Genomic DNA, 14,752 nt, shown 5'->3' on the forward strand with positions numbered 1-14,752 from the left:
CGCTGCCGCCCGACACGACGCCGGAAGGCGAGCAGACGCTCATCCCGTGTCCGGCCAGTCACCACGCGCGACCGGCTTTTCGCTTCTCATTCACGCGCCGATGCGACCGCGCAAGGCACGAAAGCCGCTCGATATCGGCCTTTTCGACGAAGGCGCGCGCAATGAACTCGACCCGTTTTGACAGGAATTCCGCAATGATCCTGATCACCGACGACCTTTGCGCCCGTCTCCTCGCCAATGGCGCTTCCGACACCGAAACCGACCATGTTCCGGTCGTAAAACTGTTCGATCCGACCGGGGCAGCAACCTGGCTCTTGAGCGAACTCGCCGCCGACGGCGACACGCTGTTCGGCCTTTGCGATCTCGGCGTCGGCTTTCCCGAACTCGGCAGCGTCAGCCTTGCCGAACTGCAAAGCGTCAAGGGCCAGCTTGGCCTCGGCATCGAGCGCGACCGCTATTTCAAGGCCGAGTTTCCGCTCTCCGTCTACGCCGAAGCCGCTCGGCTGTGTTGCCGCATTACCCAGGACGAGCGGCTGCTGCGGCAGGTAGCAGACGCGCTTGCAAGCCCCCATTCCGAGCTTCCGCCTGACACGGCGGAACAACCGCGCCGCTAGGGCGCGAAAACCGTCCCGCCGCGCCGGCCTTGCGGCCTTTGCGGCGGGAGAACCTCAACCAAACCGAAGGAGACAGATCATGCAGCTTGCTCATATTCCGCTTGATAGGCTCAACATTTCCGCCCTCAACATGCGCCACGGCAAACGCGCGCCGGACATCTCCGATATCCTGCCGTCCGTTCGCGCGCGCGGCGTTCTCGTGCCGCTTCTTGTGCGGCCCAACGGGACGCCGGAAAGCTTCGAAGTCGTCGCCGGACGGCGACGCTATTTCGCCGCCAAGTCGCTCGCAGACGAGCGAGGCGAGAGCGACGCCTTGCCCTGCGCCATCATGGAGGACGGCGACGACGCCGATGCGCTCGAAGCCTCGCTCATCGAAAACATCGCTCGCCTCGACCCCGACGAGGTCTCGCAATGGGAAACCTTCTCGCGGCTGATCAAAGAAGGCCGCTCCATTGCCGACATCGCCGCCACCTTCGGCATCACCGAGCTTCAGGTGAAGCGCATCCTGGCACTCGGCGAGCTTCTCCCCAAGATCCGCGAAGCATACCGCGGCGAGGAGATGGACGCCGAGACGGCGCGCTATCTCACCATGGCTTCGAAAGCGCAGCAGAAGGACTGGCTGGCGCTTTATGCCGACCCCGAGCAATACGCGCCGCGCGGCTACCAGCTGAAACAATGGCTGTTCGGCGGCCAGTCGATTTCCATCAAGGTGGCGCTGTTCGCCATCGAGGACTATCCGGGCATGGTCGTCTCCGATCTGTTCGGCCAGGACAGCTATTTTGCCGATGCCGACGTGTTTTGGCTGAAGCAGAACGAGGCGATCGCGGCCAGACGCGACGCCTATATCGAGGCTGGATGGAGCGAAGTGACGGTGCTCGAACCGGGGCAGTATTTTCATTCCTGGGACCACGAGAAAACGCCAAAGAAGAAGGGCGGCAAGGTCGTCATCACCGTCTCGCATCGCGGCGAGGTCGAGTGTCACGAGGGCTGGCTTTCGCGCAAGGAAGCGCGGCGCGCCCGCGCCGATGACGAGGGCGGAGAGCCGGACGAACAGGTCCTCAAGCCGTCGCGGCCTGAACTCACCGGCCCGATGCAGAACTATGTCGATCTGCATCGTCACGGTGCCGTGCGCACCGCCTTGCTCGATCATCCCGCCATCGCAATGCGCCTCATGGTGGCGCATGCGATTTCCGGTTCAAGCCTGTGGCAGGTGCGCCGCGAGCCGCAGCGCGCGGCGAACGAGACGGTCGCCGCCAGCCTCGCCACCTGCAAGGCCGAAGCCGCCTTCGCCGAAAAGCGGGGTGAGGTTTTGGCGCTGATTGGGCAGGCGAACGATGATGGCCCGCTCACCGGCGGCCACGGCGACGCCCTTGCTTTCGCCAGCGTCTTTGCCCGCTTGCTGGCGCTCTCCGATGACGATGTCTTGCGCGTTCTCAGCCTTGTCATGGCCGAGACGCTCGAGGCCGGCAGCGCCGTCATTGAGGCGCTTGGGCATAATCTGAACGTCGACATGGCTGCTTTCTGGCAAGCGGACGAGGCGTTCTTCGAGCTACTGCGCGACAAGGAAGTCGCCAATGCCATGCTCGCCGACATCGGCGGCAAGCCTGTCGCCGACGGCAATGTCTTGGAGAAGGTCAAGACGCAAAAGAAGATCATCCGCGACTTCCTTGCCGGCGAGAACGGCCGAGAGAAGGTGGAAAGCTGGCTGCCGCGCTGGATGAAATTCCCCGCCGAAAGCTACACAGCGCGCGGCGGCTTCCGCACCGCCGATCAGTGGGCCAAGGTCCGGCACCTGTTCGTGTCGGAGTGACCGGCCAAGCCTCAAGCGGCGGCATTTCGAAAGCCGCCGCTTGGGGCACCTCTCGGGCAGAACCGGTTGCACTTTCGCGATTTTTGAAGCGCGCACTGCATGTGGTGGTCCGACGCAAATCGATGCCCTCGCCAGCCCTGTGCCAGGCCGGAATGCTCGCCGAGGCGCCACTCGGGTTAGGCACGTCGTCGCTGGCTGCGGTGTCTGAACCCGTGCCAAGCCCGGTACCCGCCATGTTGCTTGGGGATCGTGTCAGCCGATCGCGCGATCTGTCTCCCAAGCGTCTTTCAGGACCATTTCCCTGCGGTTGGCTTGTCGACCTATGGGCGGTTCCGACCCGCCCGAAACCCTCGGCCAGCAGCTTTTTTCCCCGCCGCCTATGGCGGCTTCCTCGCGCCCGCTTCGCTCCAAAAAAGCCGCCCGCTCGGGTCCTGCGCTGTCGCTGCGGCCCTGTCGGGTTCAGGCGGGCCGGACGCGCCCATCACGGTCCGCCATCGCAGGGGAATGGTCCCCGGCGACAGCAAAACAGGAGACTAACATGACCGCGATCGGATACGTCACCAAGCAGGAAAACGGCGGCTACAAGGGCCAGCTCAAGACGCTCAGCGTCCGCGCCGACATCGACATCGTGCCCAACCAGGGCAAGAGCGCCGACAATCATCCAGACTTCCGGGTGCTGACGCAAGGCGTCGAAGTCGGCGCCGGCTGGATCCGCATGGGCGAAGCTTCCGGCAAGGACTATGTGAGCCTGTCGATTGCCGCCCCGGAGTTCGGTCCGCGCAAGCTCTACGCCAATCTCGGCCGCGCCGCGGGCCAGGACGATGACGACACCTACGCCATCATCTGGAACCCCGTCGACTAAACGGCGGAGCTCCGAGCCCCGCGCCGCGACCGGCGCGGGGCTCATCTGACAAGAGCGGCGAAAACTCGCCCCCGACTCTTCGCCCGTCCCCGCAGCGACCTCGCTCGCCCATCCTCTCCGTCGCTTCTCCTTAAGCGATACGAGGACAATCATGGACGACGAAAACGAACGCGCCGCCCGCGCCAAGAAGGGCAGCCCCTTTCTCAATACCGCGCAGGCAGCCTTCTATATCGGCCTCTCCCAGCGCACGCTCGAAAAGATGCGGCTCAAGGGCGGCGGCCCGAAATTCCGCAAGCACGGCCGCTATGTCCGCTATCACATCGACGAGCTCGACGAATGGTCGAAAGGCCATCCGCACTGCGGCGCTCCCGAAGCCGGTTCCACGCCGGCCGACGATGGGGGCCGCTCATGACCCGGCGTCCTTTTCTGCGCATGATCGGCTCCGGCCTGCGCCGCGTTCGCGCCCGCAAGACGATCGCCATTGCCACGATTGGCCTCAGCCTTTTAGGCTTCACCACGTTCGCAAAACCCACGCCCTGGCTGGTCTGGAACGCCTCGGCGAGCGCGCCGATCGGCCTCTATCGCATCGCTGCGGGCACGCCGGCGCTGGGCGATCTGGTGCTCGTCCGCCCGCCTGATTACGTGGCGTATCTGGCGGCCCAACGCGGCTATCTGCCTGTCAATGTGAAGCTCGTCAAACGCCTTGCCGCACTGCCCGGCGAGCATGTCTGCGCCTTCCATGACGCCATCATCATCGGCGGCGACATCGTCGCGCGCCGGCTCAAGATCGACGCCCAAGGCCGGCCCTTGCCATGGTGGAACGGCTGCCGGGCACTCACGAAGTCCGAGGTGTTCCTGCTCGGCAGCGAGACCAGTCGCTCCTTCGACAGCCGCTATTTCGGGCCGGTGCCGGCCGCCAATGTCATCGGGAGGCTCGTGCCGCTATGGACCGAGTGACCCTCCTGGTGTTAGGCATGATCGCCATTGCGCCATGCGCCTGTTCCGCCTCGACCGGCGCCGAGCCGGTCGCCATCTCCCTAAGTCCGCAGCTTCGAAACTGGCAACAGTTCGTAGCGGAAGCGAGCCGGCGTTTTCGTGTTCCGCAGGCCTGGATCTACGCCGTCATGGATGCCGAAAGCGGCGGCAACACCATGCGCGACGGCCGCCCCATCACCTCTCGCGCCGGCGCCATTGGCCTCATGCAGGTGATGCCCGCCACCTATGCGGAGATGCGCGTGGCCCATGGTCTCGGCCCAAATCCGCACGATCCGCGCGACAATATTCTCGCCGGCGCCGCCTATCTCCGGGCCATGTATGACCGCTTTGGATTCCCCGGCCTGTTCGCCGCCTACAACGCAGGCCCCGAGCGCTACAAAGGGCATTTGAAGCACGGCAAGCCATTGCCGAAAGAGACCGTCGATTACCTCGATCAGCTCAGGGCGGCGGGGATTTCGGCCACCGACATGAAACAATTCAAGGGCGAATCTGTCGCCCCGGAGAGGCGAAAGGCACCCTCGGGGCGCTCGCTGTTCTTCCTCCACGACCGTGTTCGCGCCGGCACGCAAAACGGCGATCTGCTCGTGCCGCTTCGCAAGGATGACATGCGGCCGAAGGAGCCGGATGGCTAGGAGTTTGGAGGCGGTGCGCGCTGACAAGGGCAGTGGCGTAAGGCAAGGCCGCGTAAGGCAAGATAAAGGCACCGCCTCCCGGAGGCGGCCAAGTGTCTGTCTGCACATCGTTTTTCGAGGAGGCAGCTGGCGGGGCCAGGAGGCTGCGGCGCCTAAACCGTTGATCTGGCTTTGGATTATCCGGAGGCCGACATGCAGGACGATGAATTCAGGCCGAAGCTCGGCAAGATCGGGTCGCGCGGATCGAAAGCAGGCAAACGCTTCGCCAGCCAGATCCGGACAGCGATCAACAGGGCCGGCGGCCGGCTGCAACGCGATGGTCGCTTCACCGGAAGCCGGGCAGGGCGGGGAGGGGCGGCCGCAGCACTCCTCAAATCCCGCGACCGGTATGCCGCCTTCCGCCAGCGGCGGGTCGTCGTCAAGGCCCGCTTCGTCAAGCTCGCCGGCAAGGGCGCGGACGGGGCGCGTGCGCATCTGCGCTATCTTCAGCGCGACGGCGTCACCCGCGAAGGCGAACCTGGCGACCTCTATGGCGCCGATAGCGACCGCATCGATGGTAAGGCGTTTGTCGATCGCACTGATGGCGACCGCCATCAGTTCCGCTTCATCGTCGCAGCCGAAGATGGCATCGAGTATGAGGACCTCAAGCCGCTGACTCGGCGCCTCATGGCTCAGATGGAAGAGGATCTCGGCACCAAGCTCGACTGGGTCGCCGTCGACCATTTCAACACCGGTCATCCGCACAGCCACATCATCGTGCGTGGCAAGGACGACCGCGGGGAGAACCTCGTCATCGCCCGTGAGTATATTTCGAGCGGCATCCGCGAGCGCGCTGCCGAGCTGGTCAGCCTCGATCTCGGTCCACTCACCGATCGCGAGATCGAGCAGCGCCTGCGCCAGGAAATGGAGCAGGAACGCTTCACCAGTATCGACCGGCAACTGCTGCGCACGCGTCACGATGACGGTCTTGTTTCGACAAACGGCCGCGACACCTTTCGCCAGACGCTGCATCAGGGCAGGCTTCGCAAGCTGGAGCGCATGGGTCTGGCCGTGGACGTCGGCGCTGGCTCCTGGCGACTCGACGGCGAGCTGGAAGCGACCCTGCGGCGTATCGGTGATCGCGCCGACATCATCAAGACCATGCATCGCGAGCTGGCCGGCAAGGGGCTCGCGCGCAGTGCCGCCGACTGCGTGATCCACGATCGATCCGGTGAGCCGGCCCAGCCCGTCGTCGGCCGCGTCGTCGCTCGCGGGCTCGCCGACGAAATCAATGACCGGCAATATCTTCTCGTCGACGGAGTTGACGGTAAAAGCCATTGGATCGACGTCGGCAACGGTGAGGCCACCGAACCGATGCCAGAAGGCTGCATCGTGCTTGCCACCCCGAGGAGCACCGAGCCGAGGCAGGTCGACCGTACTGTCGCCGAGATCGCCGCAGCCCATGGCGGCCGTTACGACGCTGATATCCACCTGAAGCATGAGCCATCCGCCACCCAGAGCTTTGCGCAAACGCATGTCCGGCGGCTGGAGGCGATCCGCCGCTCGACCGGCGGCATCGAGCGAGAGCCGAACGGCACCTGGCTGGTCGCGCCGGACCATCTCGATCGTGTCGTGGAATACGAGCGCCAGCGGGCCAGGGTCGAGCCTGTCGTTGTCGACAGGCTGTCAACAATGCCGCTGGAGCACCAAGTCAGCTTTGAAGGTGCCACCTGGCTCGACCGGGAACTGGTTGCCGACGGACCAGAGCGGTTGCGCAACTCAGGCTTCGGGCATGAGGTCCGGGAGGCGCAAGCCAGCAGGCGGCAGTGGCTGATCGCGCAAGGCCTCGCGCGCGTAGAGCAGGATCGGATCGTCTACCGCGCCAACATGCTTTCGATCCTGCGGCAGCGTGAGTTGAACCGTGTTGCCGGCCAACTGTCGGAGGAACTTCGTCTGCCCTATGCTGAAGCGCGATCCGGAGAACGAGTACAGGGTACGCTCCGCCGTTCCGTCGAGCTTGCCAGCGGCAAATATGGCGTGATCGAGAAGTCGCGCGAGTTCACACTGGTGCCATGGCGACCGGTGCTAGAGCGACACATCGGCAAGGAGGTGTCCGGGATCATACGCGGGGACGGGATTTCCTGGGCGATCGGCCGGCAAAGGAGTGGGCCAAGCGTGTCATAGTGGCGCCGACATCTCACGCGCACAAGCCGCCGCTCTGGGGCAAGGGAGACGTCCGCGTCTGCTTAGGAGCCGGAGACATAGCTTAGCTGCTCAACGTTCTTGCTATATTTGCGCCTGTAACCGGCGATGAAATCGCCGTCGCTACAGATGCAGCGGCCGCTGGAATCTTTGGCCTTCGGATCATGCAAATGAGAGCCAAGGGGGCGCAGAAGATTCACCCGAGTGCTCGTCGTAGCGCTCATGGGAAAACCCGCACTATGTTTGACCAGCTCCGCGGCAAGCATAATCCCGGCAAGCGCTGACTGAAAGGCCATCGGAACCACGGTTCGAACGAGGCGATTTCCATCGCTAAGGTCGAACACCAGACCGCCGCAGATCGCTTGCTGATAAAAGGAGCGCAAGGGCTGGCCAACAAACGGGGCTAGCGGTTCAAACGGCACAGCCATCGCAGTAGCCACCCGAACTACAAAGTCGTTGGGAACTCCGGCATTGGTCTGCAGCAGCGTTTTTACCTGCTCGTGTGCTTCCGGTATTCCGAGTTCCTCGGCAATCAGCTGGTGCTCGTCCTTGGATTTCCCGGACGGCATGTACATGCAACAAAGGCAAGCCTGGCCGTCATCGAAACCGTGCCGCGAGATTCCGAGATCGTGCTCCTGGGTCCAGGCATTCGCGATCCATCGGGGCAGAGCACCTTGGACAGCGAGACGGTCGGCGGCGGTGTCAAGCGCCACACCCACTTGGTCGAAGACCCAATTGCCCCTGCGCGCAACATATTCTGCCCACTTCACCGGGTGCGCCTCGACATCGAGGGCGGTCGATCGAAGGACGGTGGTTGCAAGGACCGCCTTGGACATGCCTATCTCCGCCTGGCCGGCTAATGCGTAGCGCTGCAGGTTTGAGAGTTCGATCGCTTCGGGATCGATTACATGCAGGCGACCCGAGAGGCCGGGGTGTCTCGCTAGCGTCCAAAGCGAGCCGTGGCCTATCGCGCCGAGCCCAACGAGGTGCGTTTCGCCAAGGTCGACAGGGAAATCGATCGGGCCGGCCTCGCCGGCTTTGCTCTTGTCGTAGCTGTATAACGAGAGGTCGATGGTTTCGTCCAACTCGGCGCCGGTCAGTTGGGCGGCGAAAATGGTTCGAAAGACATTGGCGGCGCCGAAGCAACCGGCGGCGCCAGCTCCATAGGGCAGCAAACTTGAGCCAGAGCCCACCGGGTCCGTAAGCGACAGCTTGGCCGACCAACCGTCCGATCCCATGAAAAAGGTTGGGCACCGGAGTGATGGGCGCGTTACCCCTGCAACTACGCAGACGGTGGCAGATTTGCCGGAACGCCGGATGCCGACTTTTGGATTGATCGACTTTGCCAAGCGCTCCAGCGCTTGGGTTTGACAGCTTGCCGCGCTGTCCAGCGGGAGTATCGCCAGAACTGGGTAGAGCCTGGCGAGCAATCTCACCGCAAGATCCAGCGTCGCCTCGCCTTCGGCGCAGGAAGCCGCCTGATTGTCGAACGCGACTGCCACGACCTGCTTTTCAAGAGCGGCTTTAAAGTCGCACAGATGAAAGTCGGCCAGCACCTGAGATGCCGCCGTGGCAGCGCGGTCGATGAAGTTTGCAAGGGCCATCGTCAGCTCGTTATCGTGATCATTCGCATCAGGGCCGTGGACGCGACCTCATTCCAGTTCGCCTTCGCGTCAAGTCGGTAGGCAGCGACGCGAGCAAGATCGAAAGGCTCCCGGGCGAAATTCGGCACTACCAGCGACAGACACCCAACCGTGCTAGCAACCGCATAAGCGTCGTCGGTCGTCGAATGGTAGGCGCGGCCCGGATGGCTGTGAATCTGGGCCAACAGTTTCAGGCCGCTTTTGTAGAGCCAGACATTGAGCCGGTGCAGTTCTTCGGCCGGAACTATCACGCAAACGCCATCGCTTGTCCGAATGTGACGCTGCGCCGGGATAACCGTCTCTGTTACGGCAAACTGCCGGTCTTGCTGAACGCCGACCCAGAGCGCCATCCCCTCATTGCCCTCGCGACCAACTGAGCGCAGATGCGCATGCGTGGTCGAGATGCAGCCGCGCGGGAGAGTCACGGTCGCTACATCTTTCAATTCAGTCATTCCGGTATCGCCTGAGGCGACACCGCCATTCCCACGACGGTCGGTTGGAGATGAATCTGCAACTGCTCTACAGGATTGATTCCGTATTTGATGATCTTGTCCAGAATGAAGGCCAAACAGCCTTCGCCAGAACCCCGATGAAGTAGCCATGGGTCACCTGAATGGGCTGGGTTATCGTGGTATTCGCGGATACCCGCCATGCACAGGAATGGGGGGTCTTCGGGGCCGTTGGCCTGGATGAAGTCCGTCAAGGCCACAGCATTCTGCTGGATCAGGGCTGGGATCATCCCCGGAGGAGTTCCCGGCAACGCAGGACGTCTCAGCATTCTAAGCATCAAATCCTTCCGGGCAACTGGCTGACGGGTAAACGGGTCTACGAAGACCACCGAAGGAGGTCGAAGGTCGAAGTTGGAGAAGTCGATCTCGACAGCTGCACCGATCATCTGTGGCTTTATCTTCGGCGGTGCAAATATGAAGAAGGCGCTCGGGAAGCTCGCCTCGATCAGGAAGCAGCCTTGAGCACGATAGGCATCTGCATATGGCCGGAACCGGCCCATCTCACGATCAAACTTCGCTCGGGAGACCTCCGGGTCCACAGTTTGGAGTTCAGGCACCTGCAACACCCGCCTTCAGGCTTAGGAACAGGGTCACAGGATTCGCGAAACCGAGATCGCCAACTTTTTTGTCGACGTCGAGCAAGTTGCCGGCCTCATCCTTGAATTCCCAATTCTCGGCCGGTTGGGCGACGTTCTGCGTGTTTTCAAGGGCTTTGGTACGAACGACGTGCAGCGGCTGGTTGGGATTGGCTTCGACCTGCGTGGGCTGGCCGTTCACGACCACCGTGATCTCGATCTTGCCTGGCCCGCCGCCGTGATTATCGGTCTTACCTGAATCCTTCGACATTGTCCTACTCCTGTGGCTTGCCAATCCCGCCCCCTCGTGCCCACCTGCTGGTGAGACCGTCGGTCTTCAATCGTCCACGCGGCGCCACGACCGCGAGTACGCGAAAGACAGGGGATAAGCTACCGAATCGGTGCTACCTCTTTTATCCGCGACTTGAGCAGCAAGTAAACGGGCTGAAATTGCTCTTCACAACTATAATCGATTAAAGCAATGCCAAAATATTGGAGCCCCCCGATTCATGTGCGCTTTCACTCGCCTGCTCCAGTTGCAGCGTGCAACGTTGGCCCACCCCGTGCAAGTACGCCGCCCGGTATGATTTCATGTTCGATTGGGCGGGCGCTGTGATGATTTGGCTGGGGCGGCTTCCGGCCGCTGTCATCTACGGACGTCCGGATGCGCCCGGAGAACGATGCTAACCTATTGCGAGTGGAAGAAGTAGAGTTAAACGACTGGTAAGGCAACATTATCATTCGTTTTGTCGCGCCGACAGGCTGTGCGTTTTGGTGCGAATTTCATGGCGCAAAGCGCACGAGCACTTTACCCTCGAACACATGATTGGCCTCGATCCCCTCGCTGCCAATCCCTTGCCCGCCAGCCCCATCGCGACGCCGACAGTCCCGGCCTGGGCGCTCGCTGGCGGCAGCGGCCCGAGCGACGCCGACGCCGCCTTCCTGGCCGGCGCCGCCTTGGCTTCGCTCGACCCGCTTGCCCGGGCGCGGCCCGCCTGGGCCGGCGCCTGGCGGCAGAGGCTGGCGCTAAAATGCGCGGCCGCCAGCATGCGGCTCGCCGGCCGCGCCGAGGACGAAGCCGCCTTGCGCGACGCCTGGCATCTGCGTCCCGCCGGCGCCGATCCCGGTCCGGCCGGCGCCGTCCTTGGGGCTTGGCGGCAGTTGGCCGTGCAGCCGGCCCTCGCCAGCGCCGGTCGGCTCGAAAAGATCGTCGACCTGCTTGGCCTCCATTGGGAAGGCGCGGCGCTCGCCGATCTTGGCACGGAGATCGAAAAACTGGCGGGCTCGCAGCGGCCGGCGCCATTCACCGCCGCGGCGATCGCGACCCACGTTGTCGCCATGCGCCCCGACGCCGAGCTGCTTGCCTGGTGGCTGGCCGACCTGGTGCTGGCGCAAAGCCTGCGCTGGCCGGAGCCGCCGCCGCTGCTGATGGCCCAGGCTTTTGCTCCAGCCTTCCGCACAGGGGCCGGTGGCGGGCGCGCCCGACCCGGCGAAAAGAGTTTTGAGCGCGCGGTCTACGTCGCGCTGGTTCAAGCGGCGGCGGATGCCTGCCGGCTGGCCGGCGAGGTTTCGCGGCGCGCGGAAAAACTCTTGTCGGTGGCGCCAAAATGCGCGCCAAGGGCGCCGGCGACGTGATTTTTTTGCTTCTGAATGAAGATGCTGTCGCCGGATCGCTGACAACGAAAAACATGTCGCGTTTTGCGGCGCGACGCCTGTTCGAGCGCTTGCAACAACTGGACGCCGTGCGCGAGCTCTCCGGCCGTCCCAGCTTCCGGCTGTTTGGGCTGTAGCGATGAGCGAAGCGTCCGCCCGCCGCAAGCCGAATGATCAGCCGACGCTGCTCGACACCGAGTTGGAGCATCTGCCGCCAGAGCTGCGCTGGCGTGAATGGATGGGCCGCGTCGAAGCCGTGGTCTTTGCGGCCAGCGAACCGGTGACGCGTAGTGTCCTCGCGCGGGTGGTGGGAAGAAACTGCAACATCGAGCTGATCATCGACGACATTCGCGCCGAGCTCGCCGGCCGCCCCTACGAGCTGGTCGCGGTCGCCGGCGGCTGGCAGCACCGGACCAGGAAGGCCTTTGGAGACACCATCCACGCCGCATTCGGCCAGCAAGGCGGCAGGGGCGAAAAAGAGCTGTCGCAATCCGAGGCGCTCGTGCTGATGTGTATTGCGTACTTCCAGCCGATCACCCGCGCGGAACTGTCTTCCTTCTTCGGCAAGGAGGTGTCGCGCGACCTGATCGGCGTGCTGCGCGCGCAGGAGCTGATCGCCTCGGGGCCGCGCAGCCCGCAACCGGGCGCGCCCTACACCTATGTGACGACGAAGAATTTTCTGTCGCGGTTCGGGCTCGACACGCTGCGCCAGCTGCCGGATTTCGAGGCACTGGAAGACGCTGGACTGCTGTCAAAAGAAAAGCTGCTCACAGGTAACGTCATGCCAGGATTTGCCGACGACAGCGATCTCGAAGCTGTCGCCGTCACGGACGAATAGCACACCCGCGCTAGGACAGATGATCGAGTTGCACGAATACGCGCGCGGGACGCTTCAATCGTGCGAGCTGTAGTCTCCGACGCGATGCCACAAAGGTGTCGACCTCGGACCGGCGACGTATGGCGCGATCATGGTTCTCTGGAAGTAACCAGCAAGGGGATGTGTCGAAATCTATGCTGACGTTCGACAACTGTGTGTCGGCGATCGGTAAAGTTGTTTCCTTGAAGCCGCAGGAACGTTCATAAATCTCCCGACGCCGACGCGTGGTTAGTGAGCCGGGCAAGGTTCGCATTTAATCGGTCCATTCCCTCGCAAACGCTTGCGGCGATTCGCTTTTGCCACTCAATTGACTCTCGATCAGCATTGAATAGCCGATGAATATCGGCGCGGACGCAGGATTTTCCGAAGGAGCCGAATACAGTCTCATGCAGGATGCCGACGAACTCTCGATTGCGTTCGTCATTGCTCATGCTGCCGAGCGCGGCGTCCAGGCCGGCAAGCAGTTCTTCGACATCAGCAGCGGTTGCCTCGAACATGGCGAAGCCCTTCCTCGAAGCAGGCGAGCACCGAGGCCTCGTCGCCGGCCTCGACATAAACGACGCGGCCGGGCAGCAGCCCGGCCTGGGCCAGCGCCGGCGCGAAGAGATCCTGCCGGGTGACGCACCAGAGCACCTTGCCCCTGGTGCGCGCGGCGATGCCGGCGGCAAAGAGCGCTGCGGCCGCCCCATCGATCGCCCCGTTGAGGCCGCCCGCCACCTAATGCAGCGCCCCGAGCGCCAGCCCGCCTCCCGGCAGGACCTTGTCGATGGAGGCCCCGCCGAACGGCAGTGTTGTACGATTGCGCGCCGACCCACCTTCGAGGCGTGCGATTCGCTCGCGAGCGCAGCGATGGCAGGGCTGGCGGCCGCCTGACCAATGGATAATCACTCTCAAACAGTCCCCAATGGATTTTCGGGTTGATATGTTCCCTATGTGTTCTATTCGATGGGAATGAGTCAATCGGATTCGCGGCGCGGCCCCAAACTTGATCGCGGCTGCCCGTTCCAGATGCGGCGTGACATTGCCGGTCATCGGCGGCAAAACGGAGTTTAGCGCTATTGAGGGCTTCCGAAGGCCTCTGAACGATCAATTGCGCTGAAGACCGCGCATCACGGCAGAGAACGATGAGTCGACCATCCAAAAAGCATCACTTCGTTCCGCAGGCCCAGCTTCGGCACTTTGCCGCCGATCCAGAACGGCGCTCCATCTATGTTTTCGCCAAGCGGTCCGACCGGTCGTTTCTGACCTCGATTGCCAATGCCGGTTCCGAGAACGACTTCAATACGGTGAGCCTGGGCGATACCAAATGGAACTTCGAGGACCTGTTCCAGGAGGTCGACGCGCGTTCGGCCCGCCTCGTCGCCGAAATGGTATCGCGACGCTCGCTGGCATGGATGACGGCGGATGATCGTATTGCCCTGGCTGATTTCTTCGCGACCCAGATGCTGCGGACGCATTTCAGCCGCACGGGACCAAAGCATTTGGCAGGCCAATTGCGGGAGATGACGCGCCAGGTCGGCTATGACCCGGATGCCGATCCGCACATGGCCATGCCCTCTGACGCGGCAGTGAGGCTTGGTGCCGTCAAGGCGTTCCTTGAACGAGAAGGTCACACCGTGGCGCTGCTTGGTCTTCATCCCGCCCTCTACGCGAGCGACGGAGAGCATCGCTTCATCATCTCGGACCATCCGGTCAGCCGCATCAACGCCTTCCCTTATGGAGATGTCGGGCTCAAGTCGCCGGGCGTTATGGTGATGCTGCCGGTTTCGCCTGGCCTGACGCTTGCCCTGCATTGCCCGACGATTGTCCAGCGTTACGAACTGGCTGCGAGCGCGGATCTCGAGCCCGAGCGCAGGGCAAGAATGATCCGCTATCGGGATGGCCTGCGGTCCGGTGAGCCGATCGCCATCGATGGCGACATGGTGCGCTACCTCAATGGCCTCCAGGTCTCGCAAAGCGCCGGCTATCTTTATGCCGACACCGATGCGTTCGACTTCGCACGCGAGATCCTAGGGAAGGATGAGGACCTGCGCAGCGTCGAGACCCATGTCGAGCTCGGCCAGATGGGGAACGCGCCTCCACCGCGATCGGGCATGCCCGCGGGGACGCACCTCGTCATCTTTGGTTCCCTCGATCACTGCACACTGGCGATTGAAGAGATCGACGAGAGCGGCGAAGGCCTGACGGCAAGAACCGGGCAGGTCGATCTGCTGGCCCAGGTCGCTGGCGACACCGGGATGTTGCGGGTCGAACTCTATGTTGATCGGCAGGTGAGGCGTGGGATGAGCCAAGTGATGGTGGAGCGCTTTGGCGAACGGTCATCCGGCTGGTTTCGGGTCGTCCATCGCGATCCGAGCCTGAGATCGCTCAGCGCTCAGCTTGATGCCAGGCGCGGCTGAG

General features: G+C 63.1%; 14 protein-coding genes and 2 pseudogenes. 10 read left to right on the top strand and 6 right to left on the bottom strand.

Translation table 11 applies throughout. From position 1 onward, the window contains the following. Nucleotides 1-194 precede the first annotated feature (194 nt). The 7 genes from CK218_RS15635 (at nucleotide 195) to rlxS (ending at nucleotide 7,077) form a co-directional block, all read left to right on the top strand. Nucleotides 195-614, top strand: coding sequence for a DUF2958 domain-containing protein (locus CK218_RS15635; protein WP_095828265.1), 420 nt, complete (start codon nucleotides 195-197; stop codon nucleotides 612-614). 79 nt (nucleotides 615-693) lie between these two features. Continuing rightward, a complete protein-coding gene (locus CK218_RS15640; protein ID WP_095828266.1) occupies nucleotides 694-2,424 on the top strand; it encodes a ParB/RepB/Spo0J family partition protein in 1,731 nt (576 codons plus the stop codon). Between the two features lie 538 nt (nucleotides 2,425-2,962). Then, nucleotides 2,963-3,286 carry a DUF736 domain-containing protein gene (locus tag CK218_RS15645; protein ID WP_095828267.1) on the top strand — a complete coding sequence of 108 codons (324 nt, stop codon included), beginning with the start codon at nucleotides 2,963-2,965 and terminating at the stop codon, nucleotides 3,284-3,286. A gap of 151 nt (nucleotides 3,287-3,437) precedes the next feature. Continuing rightward, nucleotides 3,438-3,698, top strand: a complete 261-nt coding sequence (locus CK218_RS15650) for a helix-turn-helix domain-containing protein (RefSeq protein ID WP_095828268.1) — start codon at nucleotides 3,438-3,440, stop codon at nucleotides 3,696-3,698. Then, complete coding sequence (locus CK218_RS15655; RefSeq protein WP_095828269.1) at nucleotides 3,695-4,243, top strand: S26 family signal peptidase; 549 nt, start codon at nucleotides 3,695-3,697, stop codon at nucleotides 4,241-4,243. Before CK218_RS15650 ends, CK218_RS15655 begins: the two co-directional genes overlap by 4 nt. Then, nucleotides 4,231-4,914 carry a lytic transglycosylase domain-containing protein gene (locus CK218_RS15660; RefSeq protein ID WP_095828270.1) on the top strand — a complete coding sequence of 228 codons (684 nt, stop codon included), beginning with the start codon at nucleotides 4,231-4,233 and terminating at the stop codon, nucleotides 4,912-4,914. The genes CK218_RS15655 and CK218_RS15660 overlap by 13 nt, the downstream gene beginning before the upstream one ends. A 192-nt stretch (nucleotides 4,915-5,106) precedes the next feature. After that, nucleotides 5,107-7,077 carry a relaxase/mobilization nuclease RlxS gene (gene rlxS / locus CK218_RS15665; protein WP_095828336.1) on the top strand — a complete coding sequence of 657 codons (1,971 nt, stop codon included), beginning with the start codon at nucleotides 5,107-5,109 and terminating at the stop codon, nucleotides 7,075-7,077. A 62-nt stretch (nucleotides 7,078-7,139) separates the two neighbouring features. On the opposite strand, the gene CK218_RS15670 is transcribed toward rlxS, so the two are convergent. Genes CK218_RS15670 through CK218_RS15685 form a run of 4 tightly spaced genes read right to left on the bottom strand, consistent with a single transcriptional unit; the run spans nucleotide 7,140 to nucleotide 10,093 of the window. Further along, nucleotides 7,140-8,699 carry an E2 ligase fold family C protein gene (locus CK218_RS15670; RefSeq protein ID WP_095828271.1) on the bottom strand — a complete coding sequence of 520 codons (1,560 nt, stop codon included), beginning with the start codon at nucleotides 8,697-8,699 and terminating at the stop codon, nucleotides 7,140-7,142. A gap of 2 nt (nucleotides 8,700-8,701) precedes the next feature. Then, nucleotides 8,702-9,190, bottom strand: coding sequence for a Mov34/MPN/PAD-1 family protein (locus tag CK218_RS15675; RefSeq protein ID WP_095825973.1), 489 nt, complete (start codon nucleotides 9,188-9,190; stop codon nucleotides 8,702-8,704). Further along, the gene (locus CK218_RS15680) at nucleotides 9,187-9,813 is read right to left on the bottom strand and encodes a putative metal-binding protein (RefSeq protein WP_245418786.1); all 627 of its coding nucleotides are present in this window, start codon (nucleotides 9,811-9,813) and stop codon (nucleotides 9,187-9,189) included. The genes CK218_RS15675 and CK218_RS15680 overlap by 4 nt, the downstream gene beginning before the upstream one ends. Then, nucleotides 9,797-10,093, bottom strand: coding sequence for a DUF2604 domain-containing protein (locus tag CK218_RS15685; RefSeq protein WP_095825972.1), 297 nt, complete (start codon nucleotides 10,091-10,093; stop codon nucleotides 9,797-9,799). Before CK218_RS15685 ends, CK218_RS15680 begins: the two co-directional genes overlap by 17 nt. Nucleotides 10,094-10,644: 551 nt before the next feature. Here CK218_RS15685 and CK218_RS15690 point away from each other — a divergent pair. Both CK218_RS15690 and CK218_RS15695 read left to right on the top strand, forming a co-directional pair. Then, nucleotides 10,645-11,612, top strand: a pseudogene (locus CK218_RS15690) (DUF1403 family protein). 2 nt (nucleotides 11,613-11,614) lie between these two features. Continuing rightward, on the top strand, nucleotides 11,615-12,313 hold the full coding sequence (locus tag CK218_RS15695) for an SMC-Scp complex subunit ScpB (protein ID WP_095776579.1): 699 nt from the start codon (nucleotides 11,615-11,617) through the stop codon (nucleotides 12,311-12,313). Nucleotides 12,314-12,552: 239 nt separating this feature from the next. On the opposite strand, the gene CK218_RS15700 is transcribed toward CK218_RS15695, so the two are convergent. Next, a complete protein-coding gene (locus CK218_RS15700) occupies nucleotides 12,553-12,849 on the bottom strand; it encodes a hypothetical protein (protein ID WP_095776578.1) in 297 nt (98 codons plus the stop codon). After that, nucleotides 12,848-13,230 (bottom strand): annotated as a pseudogene (locus tag CK218_RS15705) (damage-inducible protein); the annotation flags it as partial. The pseudogene CK218_RS15705 and the gene CK218_RS15700, both read right to left, overlap by 2 nt. A gap of 246 nt (nucleotides 13,231-13,476) precedes the next feature. On the opposite strand from CK218_RS15705, the gene CK218_RS15710 reads away from it, so the two are divergent. After that, nucleotides 13,477-14,751 (top strand): DUF4238 domain-containing protein, encoded by a 1,275-nt coding sequence (locus CK218_RS15710; protein WP_095776577.1) that lies wholly within the window; start codon nucleotides 13,477-13,479, stop codon nucleotides 14,749-14,751. The last annotated feature ends 1 nt before the right edge of the window (nucleotide 14,752 follow it).

The organism is Mesorhizobium sp. WSM3879, assembly GCF_002294915.1.
GTDB lineage: Bacteria > Pseudomonadota > Alphaproteobacteria > Rhizobiales > Rhizobiaceae > Mesorhizobium.

Excerpts from the sequence above, each read along its gene's own strand:
- CK218_RS15635 (WP_095828265.1), top strand. The coding sequence starts at position 195 with ATGATCCTGATCACCGACGACCTTTGCGCCCGTCTCCTCGCCAATGGC.
- CK218_RS15640 (WP_095828266.1), top strand. The coding sequence starts at position 694 with ATGCAGCTTGCTCATATTCCGCTTGATAGGCTCAACATTTCCGCCCTC.
- CK218_RS15645 (WP_095828267.1), top strand. The coding sequence starts at position 2,963 with ATGACCGCGATCGGATACGTCACCAAGCAGGAAAACGGCGGCTACAAG.
- CK218_RS15650 (WP_095828268.1), top strand. The coding sequence starts at position 3,438 with ATGGACGACGAAAACGAACGCGCCGCCCGCGCCAAGAAGGGCAGCCCC.
- CK218_RS15655 (WP_095828269.1), top strand. The coding sequence starts at position 3,695 with ATGACCCGGCGTCCTTTTCTGCGCATGATCGGCTCCGGCCTGCGCCGC.
- CK218_RS15660 (WP_095828270.1), top strand. The coding sequence starts at position 4,231 with ATGGACCGAGTGACCCTCCTGGTGTTAGGCATGATCGCCATTGCGCCA.
- rlxS (WP_095828336.1), top strand. The coding sequence starts at position 5,107 with ATGCAGGACGATGAATTCAGGCCGAAGCTCGGCAAGATCGGGTCGCGC.
- CK218_RS15670 (WP_095828271.1), bottom strand. The coding sequence starts at position 8,699 with ATGGCCCTTGCAAACTTCATCGACCGCGCTGCCACGGCGGCATCTCAG.
- CK218_RS15675 (WP_095825973.1), bottom strand. The coding sequence starts at position 9,190 with ATGACTGAATTGAAAGATGTAGCGACCGTGACTCTCCCGCGCGGCTGC.
- CK218_RS15685 (WP_095825972.1), bottom strand. The coding sequence starts at position 10,093 with ATGTCGAAGGATTCAGGTAAGACCGATAATCACGGCGGCGGGCCAGGC.
- CK218_RS15695 (WP_095776579.1), top strand. The coding sequence starts at position 11,615 with ATGAGCGAAGCGTCCGCCCGCCGCAAGCCGAATGATCAGCCGACGCTG.
- CK218_RS15700 (WP_095776578.1), bottom strand. The coding sequence starts at position 12,849 with ATGTTCGAGGCAACCGCTGCTGATGTCGAAGAACTGCTTGCCGGCCTG.
- CK218_RS15710 (WP_095776577.1), top strand. The coding sequence starts at position 13,477 with ATGAGTCGACCATCCAAAAAGCATCACTTCGTTCCGCAGGCCCAGCTT.